Origin of the sequence: Micromonospora sp. A3M-1-15 (assembly GCF_024213425.1) — a bacterium.
Classification (GTDB): Bacteria; Actinomycetota; Actinomycetes; order Mycobacteriales; family Micromonosporaceae; genus Micromonospora; species Micromonospora chersina.
The window spans coordinates 306,059-325,630 of the sequence record NZ_JANAVK010000004.1; the positions used below are offsets into that span (position 1 = coordinate 306,059).

Annotated in this window: 20 protein-coding genes and 1 other RNA gene; 17 read left to right on the forward strand and 4 right to left on the reverse strand. The window is 71.3% G+C overall.

Features of this window, described 5'->3' with window-relative positions:
* Positions 1-81: 81 nt before the first annotated feature.
* Positions 82-753, reverse strand: coding sequence for a bifunctional DNA primase/polymerase (locus tag NLX85_RS21905; RefSeq protein WP_254338013.1), 672 nt, complete (start codon positions 751-753; stop codon positions 82-84).
* A gap of 243 nt (positions 754-996) precedes the next feature.
* Here NLX85_RS21905 and NLX85_RS21910 point away from each other — a divergent pair, with 243 nt between their 5' ends.
* The 7 genes from NLX85_RS21910 to mctP all read left to right on the forward strand — a co-directional run bounded on the left by NLX85_RS21910 (position 997) and on the right by mctP (position 7,851).
* Positions 997-2,223: a helix-turn-helix domain-containing protein gene (locus NLX85_RS21910; protein WP_254338015.1), complete on the forward strand. Its 1,227-nt coding sequence runs from the start codon at positions 997-999 to the stop codon at positions 2,221-2,223.
* A gap of 16 nt (positions 2,224-2,239) precedes the next feature.
* Entirely contained in the window at positions 2,240-2,821 is a 582-nt protein-coding gene (locus NLX85_RS21915) for a flavoprotein (RefSeq protein WP_091319840.1), read from the forward strand.
* Positions 2,822-2,975: 154 nt separating this feature from the next.
* Positions 2,976-3,806 (forward strand): Nif3-like dinuclear metal center hexameric protein, encoded by an 831-nt coding sequence (locus NLX85_RS21920; RefSeq protein ID WP_254338788.1) that lies wholly within the window; start codon positions 2,976-2,978, stop codon positions 3,804-3,806.
* Entirely contained in the window at positions 3,803-4,540 is a 738-nt protein-coding gene (locus tag NLX85_RS21925) for a zinc ribbon domain-containing protein (protein ID WP_254338017.1), read from the forward strand. Before NLX85_RS21920 ends, NLX85_RS21925 begins: the two co-directional genes overlap by 4 nt.
* Before the next feature lie 5 nt (positions 4,541-4,545).
* Complete coding sequence (locus NLX85_RS21930) at positions 4,546-5,766, forward strand: bifunctional RNase H/acid phosphatase (protein ID WP_254338020.1); 1,221 nt, start codon at positions 4,546-4,548, stop codon at positions 5,764-5,766.
* A 184-nt stretch (positions 5,767-5,950) separates the two neighbouring features.
* Positions 5,951-6,196 (forward strand): DUF3311 domain-containing protein, encoded by a 246-nt coding sequence (locus NLX85_RS21935; RefSeq protein WP_254338022.1) that lies wholly within the window; start codon positions 5,951-5,953, stop codon positions 6,194-6,196.
* A complete protein-coding gene (gene mctP, locus NLX85_RS21940; RefSeq protein ID WP_254338024.1) occupies positions 6,196-7,851 on the forward strand; it encodes a monocarboxylate uptake permease MctP in 1,656 nt (551 codons plus the stop codon). The genes NLX85_RS21935 and mctP overlap by 1 nt, the downstream gene beginning before the upstream one ends.
* A 55-nt stretch (positions 7,852-7,906) precedes the next feature.
* Here mctP and NLX85_RS21945 read toward each other — a convergent pair whose 3' ends face one another.
* Positions 7,907-8,386, reverse strand: a complete 480-nt coding sequence (locus NLX85_RS21945) for a MarR family winged helix-turn-helix transcriptional regulator (RefSeq protein ID WP_254338026.1) — start codon at positions 8,384-8,386, stop codon at positions 7,907-7,909.
* A gap of 58 nt (positions 8,387-8,444) precedes the next feature.
* On the opposite strand from NLX85_RS21945, the gene NLX85_RS21950 reads away from it, so the two are divergent.
* The gene (locus tag NLX85_RS21950) at positions 8,445-9,677 is read left to right on the forward strand and encodes an MFS transporter (RefSeq protein WP_254338028.1); all 1,233 of its coding nucleotides are present in this window, start codon (positions 8,445-8,447) and stop codon (positions 9,675-9,677) included.
* Between the two features lie 43 nt (positions 9,678-9,720).
* On the opposite strand, the gene NLX85_RS21955 is transcribed toward NLX85_RS21950, so the two are convergent.
* A complete protein-coding gene (locus NLX85_RS21955; RefSeq protein ID WP_254338030.1) occupies positions 9,721-10,482 on the reverse strand; it encodes a sulfite exporter TauE/SafE family protein in 762 nt (253 codons plus the stop codon).
* Between the two features lie 204 nt (positions 10,483-10,686).
* Here NLX85_RS21955 and rnpB point away from each other — a divergent pair.
* The 8 genes from rnpB to NLX85_RS21995 all read left to right on the forward strand — a co-directional run bounded on the left by rnpB (position 10,687) and on the right by NLX85_RS21995 (position 18,443).
* Positions 10,687-11,096: RNase P RNA component class A (gene rnpB, locus NLX85_RS21960), an RNA gene on the forward strand.
* Between the two features lie 724 nt (positions 11,097-11,820).
* Entirely contained in the window at positions 11,821-12,993 is a 1,173-nt protein-coding gene (locus tag NLX85_RS21965; protein WP_254338032.1) for a hypothetical protein, read from the forward strand.
* A gap of 315 nt (positions 12,994-13,308) precedes the next feature.
* Entirely contained in the window at positions 13,309-13,680 is a 372-nt protein-coding gene (locus NLX85_RS21970) for a hypothetical protein (protein ID WP_254338034.1), read from the forward strand.
* 477 nt (positions 13,681-14,157) lie between these two features.
* Positions 14,158-14,544, forward strand: a complete 387-nt coding sequence (locus NLX85_RS21975; protein ID WP_254338036.1) for a hypothetical protein — start codon at positions 14,158-14,160, stop codon at positions 14,542-14,544.
* 155 nt (positions 14,545-14,699) lie between these two features.
* Positions 14,700-15,326: a hypothetical protein gene (locus NLX85_RS21980; RefSeq protein ID WP_254338038.1), complete on the forward strand. Its 627-nt coding sequence runs from the start codon at positions 14,700-14,702 to the stop codon at positions 15,324-15,326.
* 815 nt (positions 15,327-16,141) lie between these two features.
* Positions 16,142-16,762: a hypothetical protein gene (locus tag NLX85_RS21985; protein ID WP_254338040.1), complete on the forward strand. Its 621-nt coding sequence runs from the start codon at positions 16,142-16,144 to the stop codon at positions 16,760-16,762.
* Positions 16,763-16,784: 22 nt separating this feature from the next.
* Positions 16,785-17,051 carry a tyrosine-type recombinase/integrase gene (locus NLX85_RS21990; protein ID WP_254338042.1) on the forward strand — a complete coding sequence of 89 codons (267 nt, stop codon included), beginning with the start codon at positions 16,785-16,787 and terminating at the stop codon, positions 17,049-17,051.
* Between the two features lie 177 nt (positions 17,052-17,228).
* Positions 17,229-18,443 carry a PP2C family protein-serine/threonine phosphatase gene (locus tag NLX85_RS21995; RefSeq protein ID WP_254338044.1) on the forward strand — a complete coding sequence of 405 codons (1,215 nt, stop codon included), beginning with the start codon at positions 17,229-17,231 and terminating at the stop codon, positions 18,441-18,443.
* 8 nt (positions 18,444-18,451) lie between these two features.
* Here the strand turns inward: NLX85_RS21995 and NLX85_RS22000 are convergent, their stop codons facing one another.
* Positions 18,452-19,018, reverse strand: a complete 567-nt coding sequence (locus NLX85_RS22000) for a TetR/AcrR family transcriptional regulator (protein ID WP_254338046.1) — start codon at positions 19,016-19,018, stop codon at positions 18,452-18,454.
* A gap of 60 nt (positions 19,019-19,078) precedes the next feature.
* Here NLX85_RS22000 and NLX85_RS22005 point away from each other — a divergent pair, with 60 nt between their 5' ends.
* Positions 19,079-19,564, forward strand: coding sequence for an FBP domain-containing protein (locus NLX85_RS22005; RefSeq protein WP_254338048.1), 486 nt, complete (start codon positions 19,079-19,081; stop codon positions 19,562-19,564).
* Positions 19,565-19,572 lie beyond the last annotated feature (8 nt).

Below are 19,572 nucleotides of genomic sequence, written 5' to 3' on the forward strand. Positions count from 1 at the left end.
AACCCCCGCTCTGGCGCGCGTGCGCCCTCAGCAGGCACAACGAGTGCGACGCCGGTCAGGTCGCTGTCCGGGAGTCGTCGGTCAGCAGCTGCGTCGGGGGAGGGGGAGCTGGCCGGGGAGCAGGTCGGCGGCGAGCGTGATCCCGGCCGCCCGTAGCGCCGCGATCAACGCGTTCTGCACCAGGTACGAGTCGGGCAGCCGCCAGCGCGCCTGCTCGGGGGCGACCGCCCAGCGCACCGTCCCCTCGGGCAGCCGGGTCGGCGGGGCCGGGATCCACGAGCCGGGACCGTGCCGGACCACGTGGAAGCAGTGCTCCAGCTCCGGCCGCAGCGGGTCGCCGGGGCGGACCAGGAACATCCAGCGGCCGGTGGGGGTGACCAGCACCGGACCGCGTACGCCGGAGCCGGCCGGGTGGGTGGCGACCGTGTCCAGCACGCGCCGGCCCAGGTGTGCCGCGACCTCCAGCACGTCGAACGCGCGCCCGGTGGGCAGCAGCACCCCGTGCGGGCGGTTGCGCCACCAGGTGGCCACCCGGGCCGGGTCGGCGCTCGCCGCGTGCTCCCAGTTCTCCAGGGCGGGATGGCAGCCGACCGTGGGGCAGCCGGCCCGGCCGCACACGAAGCGGCTGTTGGCCAGGCACGCGCCGGGGGTCACCTCCCAGCCGTGCGCGGCGTACCGGACGGCGACCCGGCGCAGCCGGACCCGTTCCAGCGGCGACAGGTGAGCCACGCGCGGTCCGACATTCCCCCACATGTGTGCCACCCCTTCTCGCCCCATCTGGACTGTCCACACGCCACACCTCGAAGGCCGTCACTGCCGTAACCCACACTCGTTGAGCTGACGAACGGCTGATGCAACTTGCACGAAAACTACGAGAACTGGCCGTACGGCCGACGTACAGACTGTGCGACCAGCGAAAACCTGAAAACTGAAGGACCGTCGCAATTGGTCGACCGGGGGGATCAGCCGGATGCGGGCAGGGGGAGGGATGGTCAGATGGACGAGCTACCCATAGGCCGGCGGGTGGCGTACTGGCGGAGCCGGCGCAAGATGTCCCAACAGGTTTTCGCCGACCGGCTCGGCAAGTCCAAGAGCTGGGTGGACAAGGTGGAGCGCGGCGTCCGGCGGCTGGACAAGTTCTCCGTCCTCTACGAGATCGCCGACATCCTCCAGGTCGACGTGCAACTGCTCCTCGGCAAGGACCCGGAGCGGCGTACCGACGCCCTCAACTGCATCGACCAGGTCGAGGTCGAGGAGATCCGGGCGGCGCTGGAGCGCTACGACTCGATGAGCGCGTACTTCGACGCGGCGCCCTACCCCCCGCCGCTGAACGACATGCGCAAGGCGGTCAACCACGCCTGGCTCACCTACCAGTACGGCCGCTACGGCATGCTCACCCGCGCCCTGCCCAAGCTGCTGCGCGACGCCCAGGCCGCCGACGCCGGCTACGGCGGCGACCAGGCCCGGGAGGCCGCCCACCTGCTCGGGCAGGTCTACCAGATCGCCTCCTCGGTGCTGCGCAAGCTCGGCGAGTGCGACCTGGCCTGGCTGGCCGCCGACCGCTCGATGGCGGTCGCCCAGCGGGCCGACGACCCCCTGCTCGCCGGCATCGCCACCACCCGGGTCTGCAACGCCCTCGTCGCGATGGGCCGCCCCCGCCCCGCGCTCGAACTCAACGTGCGGATCGCCAACCGGCTCGCCCCCGGCGGCGAGAACGACGTCCGGCCGGAACGTCTCTCCGTCTACGGCATGCTGCTGCTCCAGGGCGCGATGGCCGCCGCCCGGATCGGCGACTCGGCGACCGTGGACGACCTGCTGACCGGGGCCGCCGAGGCGGCCACCCTGCTCGGCGGGGACCACAACCACTACTGGACCTCGTTCGGCCCGACCAACCTGGAGCTGCACCGGGCCGCCGCGGCCGTCGAGCTGGGCGACGGCGGCCGGGCGGTGGAGACCCACCACCGCCTTGCCGAGCCCGCGTTCAACGCGCTGCTGCCCGAGCGGCGCGCGCACCACCTGCTGGACATCGCCCGCGGCTTCGCCCAGATCGGCGATGTCGCGAACGCCGGGGACATGCTGCTCCGCGGCGACCGGCTCGCGCCCTCCGAGATCCGTTGCCGGCCCATCGCCCACGAGGTGATGTCGGACGTGCTCCGTCGCACACGGGGTGCGCCGCCTTCGCCGATCGCGGAGTTGGCTGAGCACATGGGAGTCGGAGTATGAGCGCGCGGCCGGTCGGATGAGCGGTCCGCACACCAGCAACGGGCACCGCCGGGTGCTCTACGTCATCGCCTGCGGTTCGCCGCTGGCCCGTCACGTCGGCCGGCTGGTCGACCTCGCCCAGCAGGAGGGCTGGCAGGTCTGCGTGGTCACCACGCCGGACGGCGCGAAGTTCGTCGACCGGACGGCCCTGGCGCGGCAGACCGGCCACCCGGTCCGCACCCACTACAAGAACCCGGGCGACCCGGACGTGCTGCCACCGGCGGACGCCATGCTGGTCTGCCCGGCGACGGTCAACACCGTCAACAAGTGGGCGGTCGGCATCGCCGACACCCTCGCCCTCGGCCTGCTGGTCGAGGGGCAGGGGCTGGGAGTGCCGATCGCGGCCGTGCCGTACACCAACGTGGCGATGGCCGCGCACCCGGCGTTCCGGGCCAGCCTGGCCCGGCTGCGCGAGTGGGGGGTACGGGTGGTCTTCGGCGACCACGTCGTGCCGTTGCACCCGCCCGGCACCGGCGAGCGGCACCTGGACGCCTTCCCGTGGGGAGCCGGCCTGGCCGCCCTGCGCGGCGTGCCGCGCCCGGTCGCCCCGGTCGGCTGACCGTCTCCGGACCGGCCCGGCGGGTCCGCCCCCGCCGGCCCGGTCCGGTCCCGCCGGTCCGGCCCGGTCCGGGCCAGCCGGCCCATACCGCGCCCCGACGCCGGTAAGCTGGCCGGCCGTGAGCACAACCGGATCGCCGCCCACGGTCGCCGACGTGGTGGCCGCGCTGGACCGCCGCTACCCGCCGGCCTGGGCCGAGGAGTGGGACCGGGTCGGCCTGGTGCTCGGTGAGCCCGCGGCCCCGGTCCGGCGGGTCGCCTGCTTGGTCGACGTGGTCCCGGAGACGGTGGCGGAGGCGCTCGCCGCCGGGGCCGACATGATCGTCGCGCACCACCCGCTGCTGCTGCGCGGGGTCTCGTCGGTGGCCGCCACCACGTACAAGGGCCGGATCGTGCACCGGTTGATCAAGGCGGACGTGGCGCTGTACGTGGCGCACACCAACGCCGACGTGGCCGACCCCGGGGTGTCCGACGCCCTGGCCGCCCGGTTCGGGCTGACCGGGCTGCGCCCACTGCACCCGCCCCGCCCCGGCTCGCCCGCCGACGGCCCCGGCCGGGGCATCGGCCGGATCGGCGAGCTGCCCGCCCCGCTGACGCTGGCCGAGCTGACCCGGCACGCCGCCGCCGTGCTTCCCGTCACCGCCTGGGGAGTTCGCGCCGCCGGGGATCCCGGGCGTATGGTTCGTACCCTCGCCGTCAGCGGTGGCTCGGGGGACAGCTTCCTCGCCGAGGCGACCGCGGCCGGGGTGGACGCGTTCCTCACCGCCGACCTGCGCCACCACCCCGCCGGCGAGCACCTCGCCGCCGGCGGGCCGGCCCTGCTGGACGCCGCCCACTGGGCGACCGAGCGACCCTGGCTGGACGACCTGGCCGCCCACCTGCGGGACGAGCTGGGCGTCGAGACCGTGGTGTCCGACCTGGACACCGACCCGTGGACCGTGCACGCCGCCGCACCCCGACCGGACGACAAGGAGCCCCGACCGTGAAGGCTGACCCGAAGGTGCAGCGCCGCCTGCTCGACCTGCAGGCGATCGACACCGCGCTCGCCCAGCTCGCCCACCGCCGCCGGACCCTGCCGGAGCTGGCCGAGCTGGAGGCCCTGGCGCGTGAGCTCTCCGCCCTGGAGGACGAGCGGGTCCGCGCCCAGGTGGCCGTGGACGACCTGGACCGGGACATCGCCCGGCTGGAGAAGGACGTCGAGCAGGTCCGGGCCCGCAAGAGCAAGGACGAGGCCCGGCTGGCCGCGGGCAGCGGCCCGGCCCGCGAGCTGGAGGCGCTCCAGCACGAGCTGGCCTCGCTGAACCGCCGGCAGAGCGACCTGGAGGACGCCGAGCTGGAGCTCATGGAGCAGCGGGAGACCGCGCAGGGCGTGCTCGACGGCGTCGAGCGGCGGATCGCCGAGGCCCGGGACCGGCGCGCCGCGGCCGAGCAGCGCCGCGACGACAGCCTCGCCGAGATCGCCAAGGACGAGGAGTTCAAGCGCGGCTCCCGCCAGCCGCTCGCCGGCGACCTCCCGGCCGACCTGGTCGCCCTCTACGAGAAGATCCGGACGGACACCGGGCTCGGTGCCGCGCTGCTCACCGGCGGCCGGTGCGGTGGCTGCCGGCTGGAGCTGTCCGGCGCCGACCTGGCCCGGATCCGCAAGGCCGACCCGGACGACGTGGTCCGCTGCGAGGAGTGCCGGCGGATCATGGTCCGCACCAACGAGTCGGGGCTGTAGCCGTCGTGGCGGTGCGCGCGGTCGTGGTGGAGGCCGACGGCGGCTCCCGGGGCAACCCGGGGCCGGCCGGCTACGGCGCGGTGGTCCGGGACCCGGCGACCGGTGAGGTGCTGGCCGAGCGCGCCGAGTCGATCGGCACCGCCACCAACAACGTGGCCGAGTACCGGGGCCTGATCGCCGGGCTGGAGGCCGCCGCCGAGCTGGGCGCGGCCGAGGTCGAGGCGCGGATGGACTCCAAGCTGGTGGTCGAGCAGATGTGCGGCCGCTGGCAGATCAAGAACCCGGGGCTGCGACCGCTGGCCGCGCAGGCCGCCGGCCTGGTCGGCCGGTTCGCCAGCGTGCGGTTCAGCTGGGTCCCCCGGGAGCGCAACAAGCACGCCGACGCGCTGGCGAACGCGGCGATGGACGCGGCCGCCGGCCGGGCCCCGACCCGACCGGTCGTGGAGTCGCCGCGGATCGTCGAGCCGCCGCGTGAGGTGGCCGCCCCCGACTCGGCCGCCCGGGCCGCGGCCCGCGAGGTGGCCGCGCGTGCCGCCACCGGCCGGGCCACCGGCACCGACCCGGCCACCACGCCGGCCTCCTGGGAGCCGCGCCCGACCGAGGAGGCCACCCGGCTCATCCTGGTGCGGCACGGCGAGACCGAGCGGACCGTTCAGAAGCGCTACTCCGGTCGCGGTGACGTGCCGCTGACCGACCGGGGCCGGGCGCAGGCCCGGGCCACCGCCGCCCGGGTGGCCGCCCTCGCGCCGTCGGTCGCCGCCGTGGTCAGCTCCCCGCTGTCCCGGTGCACGGCCACCGCCGAGGCGATCGCCGCGCTGGTCGGCAACCCGCCGGTACGCCCCGACGACGACCTCATCGAGTGCGACTTCGGGGTCTGGGAGGGGCGCACCTTCGCCGAGGTGCGCGACGGCTGGGCCGGGGAACTGGACGCCTGGCTGGCCTCCACGAGCATCGCCCCGCCCGAGGGCGAGTCGTTCACCGCGGTCGCCGAGCGGACCGGCCGAGCGGTCGACCGCCTGCGGACGGCGTACCCGGGGGAGACCGTCGTGGTGGTCTCCCACGTCTCGCCGATCAAGCTGGTGCTGCGCGACGCGCTGGCGGCCGGCGACGCCTTCCTGCACCGGCTCTACCTGGACACGGCGGGCGTCTCGGTGCTCGACCTCTACCCGGACGGCGGCGTCGCGGTCCGCTCGGTCAACGACACCGCGCACCTGTCCGACCTCTGACCGCCGACGGCGGCTCCGCCGCGGCGCGTCTGACGGCGCGCCGCGACCTGGAGCCGCCGGCCGTTCGGCGCATGCGGGCGGCCGCTCGGCGCATCGCCGTCCTCCGGCAGAACGTGACTGCGCTCACAGGGTCGTAGCCTCCGGCCGTCACATGGCAAGTTACGACTTCCCGGAGGTGTGTCACATGGCCTCACCAGAACCGGAGGCGCCGACACCGGCGCGATCCAGGGCGAAGGACCACAGCCCCTGGAACTGGTTGCTCTTCATACCGATCGTGGTGCCGCTGATCCCGGCCTTCTTCAACGCCGACTCACCCCGGCTGTTCGGGTTCCCGCGTTTCTACTGGCTGCAACTGGCCTGGATCATCCTCGGCGTGGCCACCACCACGCTGGTCTACCAGATGACGAAGAAGCGGGGAGGTGACCGCTGATGTGGCGCGACCACCTCACCGAGATCATCGTCTTCAGCCTCCTCTTCCTGCTGGTCAGCGCCATGGGTTTCGTGGCGGCCCGGTGGCGGGCGCCGCGCGACATGGCGCACCTGGACGAGTGGGGGCTGGGCGGGCGCAGCTTCGGCGGCTGGATCACCTGGTTCCTGGTCGGCGGTGACCTCTACACCGCGTACACCTTCGTGGCGGTGCCGGCGCTGATCTTCGGGGCCGGGGCGGCGGGCTTCTTCGCCGTGCCCTACACGATCGTCATCTACCCGCTGGTCTTCCTGGTGCTCTGCCGGCTCTGGTCGGTGTCGCACCGGCACGGCTTCGTCACCCCGGCGGACTTCGTCCGCAACCGGTTCGACTCGCCGATCCTGGCGCTGCTGGTGGCGATCACCGGCATCGTGGCGACCATGCCGTACATCGCCCTCCAGCTGGTCGGCATCGAGGCGGTGCTCAAGACGATGGGCGTGACCGGGGACAGCGCGCTGGCCCGGCACCTGCCGATCATCATCGCCTTCGCCATCCTGGCGGCCTACACCTACCAGTCCGGGCTGCGCGCGCCGGCGCTGATCGCCTTCGTCAAGGACTCGCTGATCTACATCGTGATCCTGGTGGCGGTCATCTACCTGCCGTACAAGCTGGGCGGCTGGGGCGACATCTTCGACGCGGCCGACGCGAAGTTCAAGGCGTCACCCGCTCCCGGGGACGGCATCCTGCTCAACGCCAACAACCAGCTCCAGTACGTCACCCTGGCGTTCGGCTCGGCGCTGGCGCTCTTCCTCTACCCGCACAGCATCACCGGCGTGCTGGCCAGCCGGAACCGGGACGTGATCAAGCGGAACATGTCCGCGCTGCCGGCGTACAGCCTGCTGCTCGGGCTGATCGCGCTGCTCGGCTACATGGCCATCGCGGCCAACGTGAAGCCGCTGCCCGGCGCCAAGGCCGGCAGCGTGGACGGCAACACCGTGGTGCCGCTGCTCTTCGACAGCCAGTTCCCGGACTGGTTCGCGGGCGTGGCGTACGCGGCCATCGGCATCGGCGCGCTGGTGCCGGCGGCGATCATGTCGATCGCGGCGGCGAACCTGTTCACCCGCAACATCTACAAGGAGTACCTGAAGCGGGACGCCAGCCCGGCGCAGGAGGCGAACGTCTCGAAGATCACCTCGCTGGTGGTGAAGGTCGGCGCGGTGGCCTGCATCGTCTTCCTCGACCCGCAGTTCTCCATCGACCTCCAGCTCATCGGCGGCGTGATCATCCTCCAGACGCTGCCGGCGGTGGCGCTGGGCCTCTACACCCGCTGGTTCCACCGGGGCGCCCTGATCGCCGGCTGGGTGGCCGGCATGGGGCTCGGCATGTGGATGCTCTACCAGGTCGGGAACCCGGCGACCGGCAAGAAGCACTTCGCCGGCTCGGCCTTCCCGCTCTCCGAGTTCGGCTTCGACACCAAGAAGACGATCTACGTGGGCATCGTGGCGGTGCTGGTCAACCTGGCGGTGGCGGCGCTGCTCACCCTGGTGCTGCGGGCCGCGAAGGTGGCCGACGGGGTGGACGGCACCACTCCGGACGACTACTTCGCCGACGAGGGCGACCCGCGGGTCACCCCCGGCCCGGACCGCGACGCCGAATCCGCTCGCGAGCCGGTCGCCTGACCTGAGGAGCAGGGCCCCTGGTCGACGCCTCGCGTCGGCCGGGGGCCCTGCGCGGTCAGCGGCGCCGGTTGCGCGCGTCGAGGGCCTCGTTGAGGCGGTGCAGCAGCTCCGCGAGGGTGTCCCGGTCGTCGCCGGTCCAGTCGGCCAGGATGTCGCCGTAGAGCCGGGTGCGCGCGGCCCGCACCGCGGCCATCCGCTGGAGGCCGGCGGGGGTCGGTGAGATCACCGTGCCGCGACCGTCGGCCGGGTCGGGGGTACGCGCGATCAGCCCGTCCCGTTGCAGGGCGGACACCTGCCGGGTGACCGTGGAGCCGTCCAGGTTCAGCCGGGCGGCCAGCGCTGAGACGTTCTGCGGGCCGGCCTTGTCCAGGTGCCGCAGGATCACGTAGGCGGCCCGGTCCAGCACCCGGTGCTCGGCGGTGCCGGTGGCCCGGCGGGTCGCCTCGCCGAGGCGCATGAGCAGCGCGATCTCGGTCTCGATCCGGCCGAGCGTGGCGGCGTCCGGGTCGGTTCCCGTCGTGTGGTCGTCCCTCATAGCTGTATGATACAACAGAATTACCTGTAACATACAGCTATCTGTCTGGAGGCGCGGAGTGGATCGGCGATCCGAACCCAACCGCAGTGCCATCTACGCCACCACCCTGGTGGCCTTCCTCGCCATCGCGGGCATCGCCGTGGTGGACCCGATCCTGCCCGCCATCGGCGAGGCCATCGGGGTCACCGCCTGGCAGGTCGAACTGCTCTTCACGGCGTACATCGCGGTGATGGCGGTCGGCATGATCCCGGCGACCCTGGCCAGCGGGAGGTTCGGCTTCAAGCCGGTGCTCGTCACCGGCGTCTCGGTGGTCGGCGTGGCCGCCATCCTCGCGTCGTTCAGCAACGACATCGTGCAGCTCTCCGTGCTGCGCGGCGTCTGGGGCCTGGGCAACGCGATGTTCTTCGCCACCGCCATGGTGGTCCTGGTCAACCTCGCCAACGACCGGGAGTGGGTGGTCGGCCTCTTCGAGACCGCGCTCGGTCTCGGCTTCGCCGTCGGCCCGCTGATCGGCGGCCTGCTCGGCGAGGTGAGCTGGCGGCTGCCCTTCTTCGTCTGCGGCGTGTTCATGGTGCTGGCGCTGGCCGTCGCGTCGCGCAAGCTCCGCGAACCGGCCCACAGGCAGCCCCCGGTACGCCTCGGCGCGATCTTCTCCACCTACCGCAAGCCGGCGTTCGTCACCCTCTGCGTGGTCACCGCCGCCTACAACTTCGTCTTCTTCGTGGTGCTCGGCTACACGCCGCTCTACCTGCACCTCGACGTCATCCCGCTGGGCCTGGCCTTCACCGGCTGGGGCCTCGGCCTGGCCGCCGGCATCCTGCTGGTCGGCCACCGGCTGGCGCACCGGATCGGCGCCGTGCAGACCGTCGGCGTCGCCATCGCCGGCCTGCTGGTCTGCATGGTGCTCTTCGCGACCTCCACCGGAACCGCCATGTCGCTTGTGGTGCTGGTGCTGGCCGGCCTGTTCATGGGCCTGGCCAACGCCAACCTCACCGACCTGGCCCTGGGCCTCGGCTCCGGCGACCGCCGGGTCGCCACGGGGGCGTTCAACCTGGTCCGCTGGGGCGCCGCCGCGCCGGCCCCGATCATCTCCGGCAAGCTCGCCGAGCACGGCCTGGCCCTGCCGTTCTGGGTCGGCTTCGGGGTGCTCGCCGTCGGCGTGCTGGTCTACCTCGCCTTCGCGCACGTGATGGCCGCCGGCTACGGCGAGCGGGTGCTCTGGTCCCGGTGGAACTCCGCCGCCCGCCGCAACGAGCACGCGCCGGAGGAGCCGGTCGGCGAGGCGTACTGAGCCCGCGGAGGGGCCCTTCCGCCGGGGCCCCTCCCAGGTTCGGTCAGCCCAGGGCGCGGTAGAGCAGGTAGAGGCCGATCACCGTGCCGAAGACCACGATGAGGGTCTTCAGCACCACCGGCGGGAGCCGGCGGACCAGCCGGGCGCCCACGTACCCGCCGACCAGGGTGGCCGGCGCGACCACCGCGACCGCGGCCCAGTGGACCGGGCCGAACAGCGCGAACACCACAAGCGTGGTCAGCCCCACCATGGCCGAGAGCAGGTTCTTGATCGCCGACACCCGGGCCAGCGTGGTGTCCAGCACCAGGGCCAGGCCGGCCACCAGCATCACCCCGAGGGCGGCGCCGAAGTAACCGCCGTACACCGTCCCCAGCGCCACCATGGCCTGCACGGTGACGGTACGGCGGCGCGGGGCGAGGTCGGCCGGATGGCCGACCAGCCGGCGCAGCGGGTCCTGGAAGGCCAGCACGGCGGTCGCGCCCAGCACCAGGAACGGCACCACCAGTTCGAACGCGCGCGCCGGGGTGGCCAGCAGCAGCACGCAGCCGACGACCGTGCCGGCCACGGCGGTGGGCAGCAGCGGCCAGAGCGCCCGCCCGCGGGGCAGGTCCGCCCGGCTGCCCGCCACGCTGGCCACGTAGCCGGGGAAGACCGACACCGAGTTGCTGACGTTGGCGGGCACCGGCGGAAGGCCGACCGCGATCAGGGCCGGGAAGGTGATCAGCGAGCCGCCCCCGGCCACCGCGTTCACCGTGCCCGCGGCGAGACCGGCGGCAATCAGCAGCGCGACGTCGGAGAGCTCCATGATCCCGCAGGCTAGCCCGCCCGAAAGACCCCCGCAGAACCGCCGCCCCCGGCCCCCGCGCCTCAGCCGAGTTGATCAAGAGGTTTGCGTCAGGATCCGGCCTCGCCGCGACGCAAACCTCTTGATCAACGCCGGGAAGCACGGCGGATCGCGGGGTGGAAATGGGGGCGGGGTGCGCGTCGTTAGGATGAACAGCGCGACGGACGAGTCGACCGGGCGGTCGCGTCGACGGGCTCCGGCCCGTCGCCGAGGAACGTCCGGACTCCACAGGGCAGGGTGGTTGCTAACGGCAACCCGGGGTGACCCGCGGGACAGTGCCACAGAAAACAGACCGCCGGCCCGACACGGGACGGTAAGGGTGAAACGGTGGGGTAAGAGCCCACCAGCATCCCGGGTGACCGGGATGGCTCGGTAAACCCCACCCGGAGCAAGGCCAAGAAAGAGCCGTCACCGCAAGATGACGGCTCGCGCAGACGCTTGAGGGCGGCCCGCCCGATGTCTGCGGGTAGGCCGCTGGAGCCTGCCGGCGACGGCAGGCCGAGATGGATGGCCGCCGCCGGCCGCCCTTCGGGGCGTGCCGGTGACAGAATCCGGCGTACAGGTCGACTCGTCCGTCGCCCAGAAGGTCAGCCACCCCCTCGTGGTGGCTGACCTGCTGTGTCTTCGGGCGCTGCTGGTTGTCCATGGTCGTCATTGGTCGACGTTTGACGGCCCGTTGGCGGCCCAGGCGGCCCAGAGACGGCCCAGCTCAGCGACACCGCGGCGGCGGCCTGTAAATCCGTCCCGAAAGCTACAGAGGTTCGAATCCTCTACCCGCCACCAGGTGCGAGAAGGCCCTGACCAGCAGAAGTGCCGGTTGGGGGTCGTTCTCGTCTAGTCCGGCTGAGTCCAGCCATCACCCGTCGTCGCTCAGGGTCTGGGGGCGCATCGGGGGGACGATCGAGACTGGCTGCAATCCCTCGAAGCCGTCCAGACTCCCTCGCATCATCCGTCCCGTCGGAATGGGTTTTTGCGCACCACCACCCGTTCCAGTGCACTGGCCGCTTCTCGGACAAACTTGGACGGCTCTCCGCATAGCCTCCAGATCGGAGGATTTCTCGCTTAGCCGTCATAGGCTGCGGAAGGAGCATCATGCGAAGGAAACGGATCGCCGGGCTGGCTGTGTTGGCGGCTGCTGCGGTGCTGTCCGCCGCTGGACCACCCGTCCTTGAACCTGTCTTCGCCGATGACGGGCCCCGGCATGACGGGGACCACGGCCCGCCGCCCACCCATGGCCGGCCAGGTGCAGCTGAGGGCCTGGGGCAGCTGAACGGGCTGCTGCCCCGGGACAAGCTGACCTTGGGCAGCGCGATCCAGGTCGATCTGAGCAAGGAGACGGTGCGGCTGCCGCTGTACCCGGGCAGGGGCCCCGACGGCGAGACGGTGTGGTTCGTGCTGATGGACGCCTCCGACGAGGGGTTGGCGGACGACCTGGGCGTGAACTTCGCGCCCAAGCTGGCCAACCTCGCCATCAGCTGCCGCGAGTGCGTGCAGACGGTGACCCTCGACTCGCCCACCCCGCAGGAGAACCGGTTCGGACCCGCGGTGGTCAACTTCCAGGGCGTGCCGGACTTCAGCCCGACCCGCGTCGCGGAACCGGGGCCCAACGGCTTCCCGCTCGCCGAATTCCAACCCGGGGCGGTAGCCGGCGAGGGGTACAGCCCGTTCATCCGCATCAAGGGATCCAACGTCGTCTACAACGCCCCGATCGTGGCCACCGGCGACGGCCCCGACTTCGACGTCAAGCGCCACACCGACACGGGCGACCGGGTCTTGGGCGTGCACATCGCACCCCCCTCACCGCCCGGCCAGTTCAACGAGTCCTGGGTCGACATGCTGTTCGTCAAGGGCTTCGACGCCGGCCAGCCGATCCTCTACCTCAGCACCGACGCCGGTCAGCCGCTGACCGCAGTGCTGGAGCGCTCGACCTTCGTACCCGCGCTGGACAGGGCGGCCTTCAACGGCGGCGACGACTTCCTCGGCTCCGCCCGCGAACGGCTGTTCGGCTTCATCAACGGCCAGACCGGCGCCGACAACCCCGAGGCGCAAGGCTTCGTCCACCTGGCCGAAGACGGGCACATCTCCCAGGACGCCCGCGCCGACAACGAGCGCCTGATCAACGCGCTGCGCAACGGCGGTGACCTGCTCAACGTGTTCGGCGACTTCCCGACCCTGGCCGACCCGCGTCACTCCCACGCCTACAGCCCGCTGTGGGACGCGCAGCTCGGCCTGTGGACCGAGAAGGCCGTCGAGCAGGGGCTCAACACCCGCCAAACCGACGAGGTCGAGGTCTTCAACCTGGCAGCCACCCGACCCGACCTGCTGACCGGCGTCGACCCGGCCACCGGCGAACCCGCACCCTACGGCTCGGTCGGCGTCGACATCAACTGCGCGGTCATCGGCTTCACCGCCGCGGCACCCACCGCCAACCTCGCAGAACCGGCCCGCAAATCGCAGTTCCCACCCAGATAACCGGCACAGCACCAGCCGCCACGGCGGGCCCCTTCCGGGGCCCGCCGTGCGCTTCGCCACGTGTGCGGCGTAGCGGTGACCGGACTCGCAAAACCGACGACTTCTCGCTTACAAGGCGTTTGCGGCGAGAGTCGTAGTGTCCGCTGACGTCCACCGGGTACAGGCCGGAGGCGACATCCGTTCGCACTCATCCGGCTTCGGCCGCCACCGTTGATGTCAATGGCTGATGTCAGGTCGCCGTTGCTGTCGGCCCTCGACCCGAGGCACGTGACACCATCGTTGACAAGTTCGTTCGACTCGGCTGTACTGCGCCCCGTGCCAGAGATCCACATGACCAGATCCGAACGACGCGCTATCGAGAAGGCATGGCGCCAGGTTCCCTTCGCGACCCGCCTGGACGTCCTGCGGTCGACAAAGCGGGGGCAGCCCTACCCGGATCCCGCCGTGGACATGGCCGCCGTGCAATACGCCCACCTGGTCCTCGGACAGAAGGTCCTACGCCACGCCCCAGGTTTCCTGCTAGCCGCGGGGTTCCTGGTGATCGCCGTCGCGGTGATGGCCGGCAATTCGACCATCCTGTACGTGGGCGGGGCTTGCGCCTTCCTGCTGAGCGCCTACGTCTGGGACCTGAGGCGAGACGCCAAGAAGATCGCCGCCGTGCCACGGAACGACCCACCGGACGCGTGACCGCCGACCCGTCACGCCCCATCCCAGCGCAGGTCCGCGCCGGCGGCGAGGTCGTCCTGGCCTGCCGTTGTCGCAGCGGCGCGCCCGGAGACTGATCGCTACCCCGTGCATGACCCCCGTTGGGGGGATGCGGTCTAACGCTGTTGACCGCTGCCATCTGGTGGCGGCCCGCATCGACGAGCAGGTGCCGTATCCCGTCGGTTGACGTTTGGGTCCTACCCGCATCGAGGCTCGCGCTGCCTTTTTGCTGCCTCGCTGCCTAGCGCCTCGCCTATGAGGCATAGTCCGGATCTCCTTGTGCCGCGGGTCGTGGTCGTTGATCGGCGGGTCTGGTTATCTGCCGCTGCACGATTTCCTGGATTGACAGGCGTCGACACCACGACGGACGTACGACAGCGGATGGATCGTGCTCGCGACTCGCGGCCTGTTGGTCGTGAGCCTTGTCGTGGGATGCTCAACGGGCGAAGGGAGCGGCAGGTGGATCGACAGAAGTTGCGCCGGGTCGCCGATGGGCTTCCGTTGGTCGGTGTGTCGCTTGGGTTGGGTCATTACCTCATCGACGAGAGGCTTCTCGGTCATCATGGCGGTGGCCTGGCCGCTGTCGGTGTCGAGTTCGTTGGGTTGCTGGTCATCAGTTGGGTGCTGCGCAGGGTGTCCGGGATGACGTGGCGCGAGGCGCTGTGGCCGCGACGGGAGCCACCGCCGTGGAGCCAGTTGCCACCGAGCATGGCGTCGGTCAACGAGTTGGCCCAGGCCGGGAGGAAGATCCAGGCCATCAAGATGTACCGCGAGCTGACCGGCGCGAGTCTGGCGGCGGGCAAGGAAGCCGTGGAGGCCATGATCGTCCGCCGCAGCCTTCCGTGAGCCGGCACCGCGAATCGAGCCTGCTCCGCCGATCGCGCTCGTCGACGCCGTTGGCCGTCCGGCGGTGTGGCCGACCGCGCCGGCCAATGCCGGCGCCTCAACGCGATCGCCAGGTCGAAGAGCAACTTCGTCCGCAACAAGCCGTTGCGGCAGAGATGTACAACCAGAAATCGGCGATTGAGCAGCTACTGAACAACTACGCCCAGATCGAGCGCATCGAGGCTCTCGCCCAAACATTCGAACCAGCGCCTATCGAGAGGCCATCGGCTCCCAGGCGATGGCCAAGCACCGCGGTTCTTAACGACTTCTGTCGTACGGTCGCGACTATCTTGTCCGCTTGGGGCATTCCGCAGGACGGTCCCGTCTTAATTGACCAAGAGGCTGAAGACCTAGTGATCGATGGGAAGCCTCGGGCGAGCCGCGGGAAGGGCATGAGATCGATCCTCCATGCTGCTTTTACACTCGGCCTAGCCGAGTACTGCATAGAGCGAGAGTTGCAGCATCCTGGGTTCGTCGTTCTTGACTCCCCGCTTGTCACGTATCGTGAGCCAGACAGCGTGGTGGAGGACGTGGCTGAGGGTGAGGAGTTCGTCACTCCCAATGTCGTCTCCGCGTTCTACCGCTACGTCGACACAGAGTTCGACGGGCAGGCCATCATTATCGAGAACACGACTCCGCCGTCGGAACTTTCCGAGACGGCCGACGTCCTCTTCTTCACCAAGCTTGCCGACTTTGGTCGCTATGGCTTCTTCCCGTTGAAAGGCGGCGGGAACGGAGACTGAGCAGGCGCGGTGGTGCTCCTGGCTGGCTGGGACAAGGTGCGCGGAATCTCCGCTTAGTCGCGCTCAGGTCAACCAAAGCGGATCCGCGTCCAAGAGCCATCACGCCATCCCGTATGCCGCCGACCCGCCCTTCTGGGGAGCGGGCCGCCGCTCGGCTCGCCACGTCAAGCGGGCCTTGACGCACGTTCGGACGCTGGCGAGCCGGGCGGTGGTCTGCTCGGCTCGCCCGGGTCGGTGGCATACGGGATGGTCCACCCCAACCACCCTCGGACCGCGACCAGCCAGCGGTACCCCGACCATCCTGGAGTCGTTGTGCCCCCGCCGGAGGCGCAGTAGGTGCAACCCCGCGACCGCCGCCAGCTCGCCGGCGCGGCCGGCGTGCGCTTCCCTACGCCGCGCGGGCTCGTGGCCGCGCGGCCCGGCCGGCTGCCGGCCCACCACCCTCACCCGCCAACGGCCTGTCGTTCTGTGGCGGCCCTCCGGGCTCCCGCCTTCCGCGCCAGCCGCCGGGCGTCAGGCGTGACGGCCGCAGAGCGCCAGCGGCAGCGGCCGGCGCGCGCCCAGGCGGCGGCGCGTGCGGCCCATTGCGGGCCGCCTTGAAGACGTACAGAAACTTTGAACCGCCCCGCCGGCAGCCGGCTGTGTCCCGTCACGGGACATGCTTGACAGTCGCGTCCCACCTGATGCTTGACCACCGCTATCGGGGCGTGGCAGCGTCCGTCACAATCCGTGCGCGCTGGGCGTGTCGTCGAGTCGGCGTACCAGGGCCGGGGTTCCGGTCGTGTCTTTGGCCGCGTCGGTGTTCGGAGGTTGGAATGACGGATTGGCAGACCCTGAGCGAGCAGGTGCGGTCGCGAGTGCTGGCCGTCAACGCTGGTACGGCGGTGGCATTCGCCGCTATCACAGCGGAGCGGCTTATGCGGCTGGACCCGCAAAGGCTGCCGTTCACGCAGAGCCTGCGACCTCTGCTCGACCTGGTGTGGCGTGCTGCCGCCGGCGATCAGACCGCCTTCAAGCCGATCGCCGTCGCCCTCGGCCAGTTCTACATCAGCGAGTACTGCCACAACGATGGGCCGGACGGTCCGGATGACGCCGACGATGACCCCGCCGCAGCGACCCTCTACGCGGCGGAGTGCTACCTCCACGCGGAACCAAGGTTCGCCGCAAACGTCGCAGGCCGGGCCATCGCCGCCGTCGAGTACCGCATGGAACTGGCGACCGAGGACTACACAGGCGACGAGGCCATCGACGCCGATGCTGCGATGGATGCGGAGGCACGGCAACAACTTGCCGACCTCGACGCCCTCGCGCGGCACGCCACGAAACTCTCGCGTGCCCGGTTTGGTCTCCCTGCTGACGACCGGGAGTACCTCCTGGCCGCCCTACGCAACATGGTTACCGTGCCGACTCCCACCCCGAGCACCTGCGAGGGCTGACACGAATCCGTACGGCCAGAGTTTGGTCACTGGCTGTACTGCGACCCGACTCAACCATCTAGGCTGCCCCGTCCAGCATCACCTGGGACGGCTGCGGCACTTCTACGCCTCGGCGCTGCTCGACGCGGGGGAGAGCATCAAGGCCCTCGCCTCCTACCTCGGCCACTCCGACCCCGGATTCACCCTCCGGGTGTACACGCACCTCATGCCGGCCAGCGAGGAACGCACCCGCAACGCCATCGACCGACTGTTCCGGCCCCGGGTGGTTGACGGCCCAGAGACGGCCTGAGGTGAGGGAGTGGCCGTATTCGCCCAGCTCGCGCCTATGCTCTCACCAGAATCCGGCGTACAGGTCGACTCGTCCGTCGCCCTACGGCCCGGTTGTCCGGTTCCGCCCACGTGCCGGGACGCCGGTTCCAGGGATCGCCAGAGGCGGATTTTCCGCGGGCGCAACTAGGATCGTGGCGTGGTCCGGGCGGAGGTCATGCGGGACGAGCAGCGGTTGCGCCGTATCGAGGCGGTGACCGATGCCACCCTGTCCCGACTCGACGTCGCCGACCTCTTCGACGAACTGCTCGACCGGGTGCGGGACCTGCTCCAGGTCGACACGGCCGCGATCCTCCTGCTCGACGTCCGCGCCCAGCAGCTCGTGGCCACCGCCGCCCGGGGGCTGGAGGAGGAGGTCCGGCAGGGTTTCCGGGTCTCCGTCGGTCGCGGGTTCGCCGGCCAGGTCGCGCTCACCCGGCAGCCGGTGATCCTCCAGACCGTCACCTCCGACAACGTGGTCAACCCGATCCTGCTGGACACCGGGGTGCAGTCCCTGCTGGGCGTGCCGATCATGGCCCGGGGCGAGCTCGTCGGGGTCCTGCACGTGGGCACCCTGACGCCCCGGCGGTTCGACCTCGACGACGTCCGCCTGCTCGAACTGGTCGCCGACCGGGTCAGCCTGGCCAGCCGCGCCCGCGAGAACACACTGGACCAGGCCGCCGCTCTGGCGCTGCAACGCAGCCTCATCCCCACCGAGCTGCCCCACCTGCCCGGCCTGGAGCTGGCCGGCCGGTACGTCCCCGGCCACGCCTCCGGCGTCGGCGGCGACTGGTACGACGTCTTCACCCTGCCCTCCGGCTGGGTGGGTGTCGTCGTCGGCGACGTCTCCGGGCACGGGCTCCAGTCCGCCGTCGTGATGGGCCGGGTCCGCAGTGCGCTGCGCGCCTACGCGCTGGTCTGCGACGACCCGGCGGAGGCGCTCACCCTGCTCGACCGGAAGGTGGTCCACTTCGAGGCCGGCAGCCTGACCACGGCCCTGTACGCGATGATCTCGCCCGACCGGGAGACGCTGCTCGTCTCGGTGGCCGGCCACCCGCGTCCCGTGCTGGCCGGGCCCGGCCTCCCGAACACGGTGCTCGCGGCGCACATCGATCCGCCGCTCGGCGCCGGCCGCCAGGACCAGACGCGGCACAGCATGACGTTCGACTTCCCGCCCGGCTCGGTCCTGGTCGCCTACACCGACGGCCTCGTCGAGCGGCGCGGGGAGCTGTACGACACGGGTGTGGCCCGGCTGATCGAAGCCGTTCCGCTGGCTTCGGTCGACACCGTGACCGCCACCGTCATGGCGGCCCTGGACACCGAGCATCCGGCCGACGACATCGCCCTGCTGGCCGTCCGCCGGTCGCTCCGGTAGCCCTCAGGTCACCGCGGCCAGTTCCGCAGCAGGGCGTCGAGGGCGTCGAGCGTGCGGGACCAGGTGGCGTCGGTCGTCCGCGGGGTGTGGCGGAAGCCGCCCGCCCGCTCCAGCGACACGTAGCCGTGGAAGGTGCTGTGCAGCAGGCGTACCGCGTCCGTCTGGTCGGGCTCGGCGAGCTGGTAGCCGCGCAGGATCGCCCGGGTCATCTCCGCGTGCCGCCGCGCCGCGCTCGCCTCCGCGGTCTCCCGGTCGAGTTGCAGCTGTGCCGCGGCGTACCGGCCGGGGTGCGCGATGGCGTAGTCGCGGTAGGCGTTGGCGAACGCCACCAGCGCGTCCTTGCCCGCCCGGCCGGCGAGCGCGTCGGCGGCCCGGTCGGCCATCTCCGCCAGGGCCAGCACGGCCACCCGGGCCCGTAGCTCCTGGGCGTTCCTGAGGTGGAAGTACAGGCTGGCGTCCTTCACCCCGAACCGGCGGGCGAGCGCCGAGACGGTCACGTTCTCGAAGCCGACCTCGTCGGCCATCTCCGCCGCCGCCAGGGTCAGGCGTTCGACCGTCAACCCGGTACGGGCCATGTGTCCCACCCCACGTCTAGATGCTCAAGTTCTTTACCTAGGAGGTCTAGACTAGCGCCTATGACACCCCTCACCGAGCCCGACATCCGGGCCTCCTTCGTCAATTGCACCAAGGGCGAGGCGAAGCGCCTGGCCGTGCCCCGGGATCTCGCCGAGCGGCCGTGGGCCGACCTCGACTTCCTCGGCTGGCGCGACCCCGCGGCGGCGGAGCGCGCCTACCTGGTCGCCGGGTCCGGCACGGGGCTGCTCGGGGTGGCCCTGCGCGTGGCGCCGCAGACCGGGCGCGTCCGGCGGAGCATGTGCTCGCTCTGCCTGACCACGCACACCGGGGACGGCGTCTCGCTGATGACCGCCCGCAAGGCGGGGCGGGACGGCCGGGCCGGCAACTCGGTCGGCAGCTACCTCTGCACCGACCTTGCCTGCTCGCTCTACCTGCGGGGGAAGAAGAACGCCGGACGGCGCCTCGACGAGTCCATCACGCTCGCCGAGAAGATCGACCGGACCACCACCAACCTGGCCGCCTTCCTCCAGCAGGTTCTCGGATAGGCCCGCGC

Bases quoted from the DNA above. Each gene is read 5' to 3' on its own strand.
- NLX85_RS22005 (WP_254338048.1), top strand. From the start codon at position 19,079: ATGACACCCCTCACCGAGCCCGACATCCGGGCCTCCTTCGTCAATTGC.
- NLX85_RS21905 (WP_254338013.1), bottom strand. From the start codon at position 753: ATGTGGGGGAATGTCGGACCGCGCGTGGCTCACCTGTCGCCGCTGGAA.
- mctP (WP_254338024.1), top strand. From the start codon at position 6,196: ATGTGGCGCGACCACCTCACCGAGATCATCGTCTTCAGCCTCCTCTTC.
- NLX85_RS21910 (WP_254338015.1), top strand. From the start codon at position 997: ATGGACGAGCTACCCATAGGCCGGCGGGTGGCGTACTGGCGGAGCCGG.
- NLX85_RS21935 (WP_254338022.1), top strand. From the start codon at position 5,951: ATGGCCTCACCAGAACCGGAGGCGCCGACACCGGCGCGATCCAGGGCG.
- NLX85_RS21915 (WP_091319840.1), top strand. From the start codon at position 2,240: ATGAGCGGTCCGCACACCAGCAACGGGCACCGCCGGGTGCTCTACGTC.
- NLX85_RS21955 (WP_254338030.1), bottom strand. From the start codon at position 10,482: ATGGAGCTCTCCGACGTCGCGCTGCTGATTGCCGCCGGTCTCGCCGCG.
- NLX85_RS21945 (WP_254338026.1), bottom strand. From the start codon at position 8,386: ATGAGGGACGACCACACGACGGGAACCGACCCGGACGCCGCCACGCTC.
- NLX85_RS21985 (WP_254338040.1), top strand. From the start codon at position 16,142: ATGACGGATTGGCAGACCCTGAGCGAGCAGGTGCGGTCGCGAGTGCTG.
- NLX85_RS21980 (WP_254338038.1), top strand. From the start codon at position 14,700: ATGTACAACCAGAAATCGGCGATTGAGCAGCTACTGAACAACTACGCC.
- NLX85_RS22000 (WP_254338046.1), bottom strand. From the start codon at position 19,018: ATGGCCCGTACCGGGTTGACGGTCGAACGCCTGACCCTGGCGGCGGCG.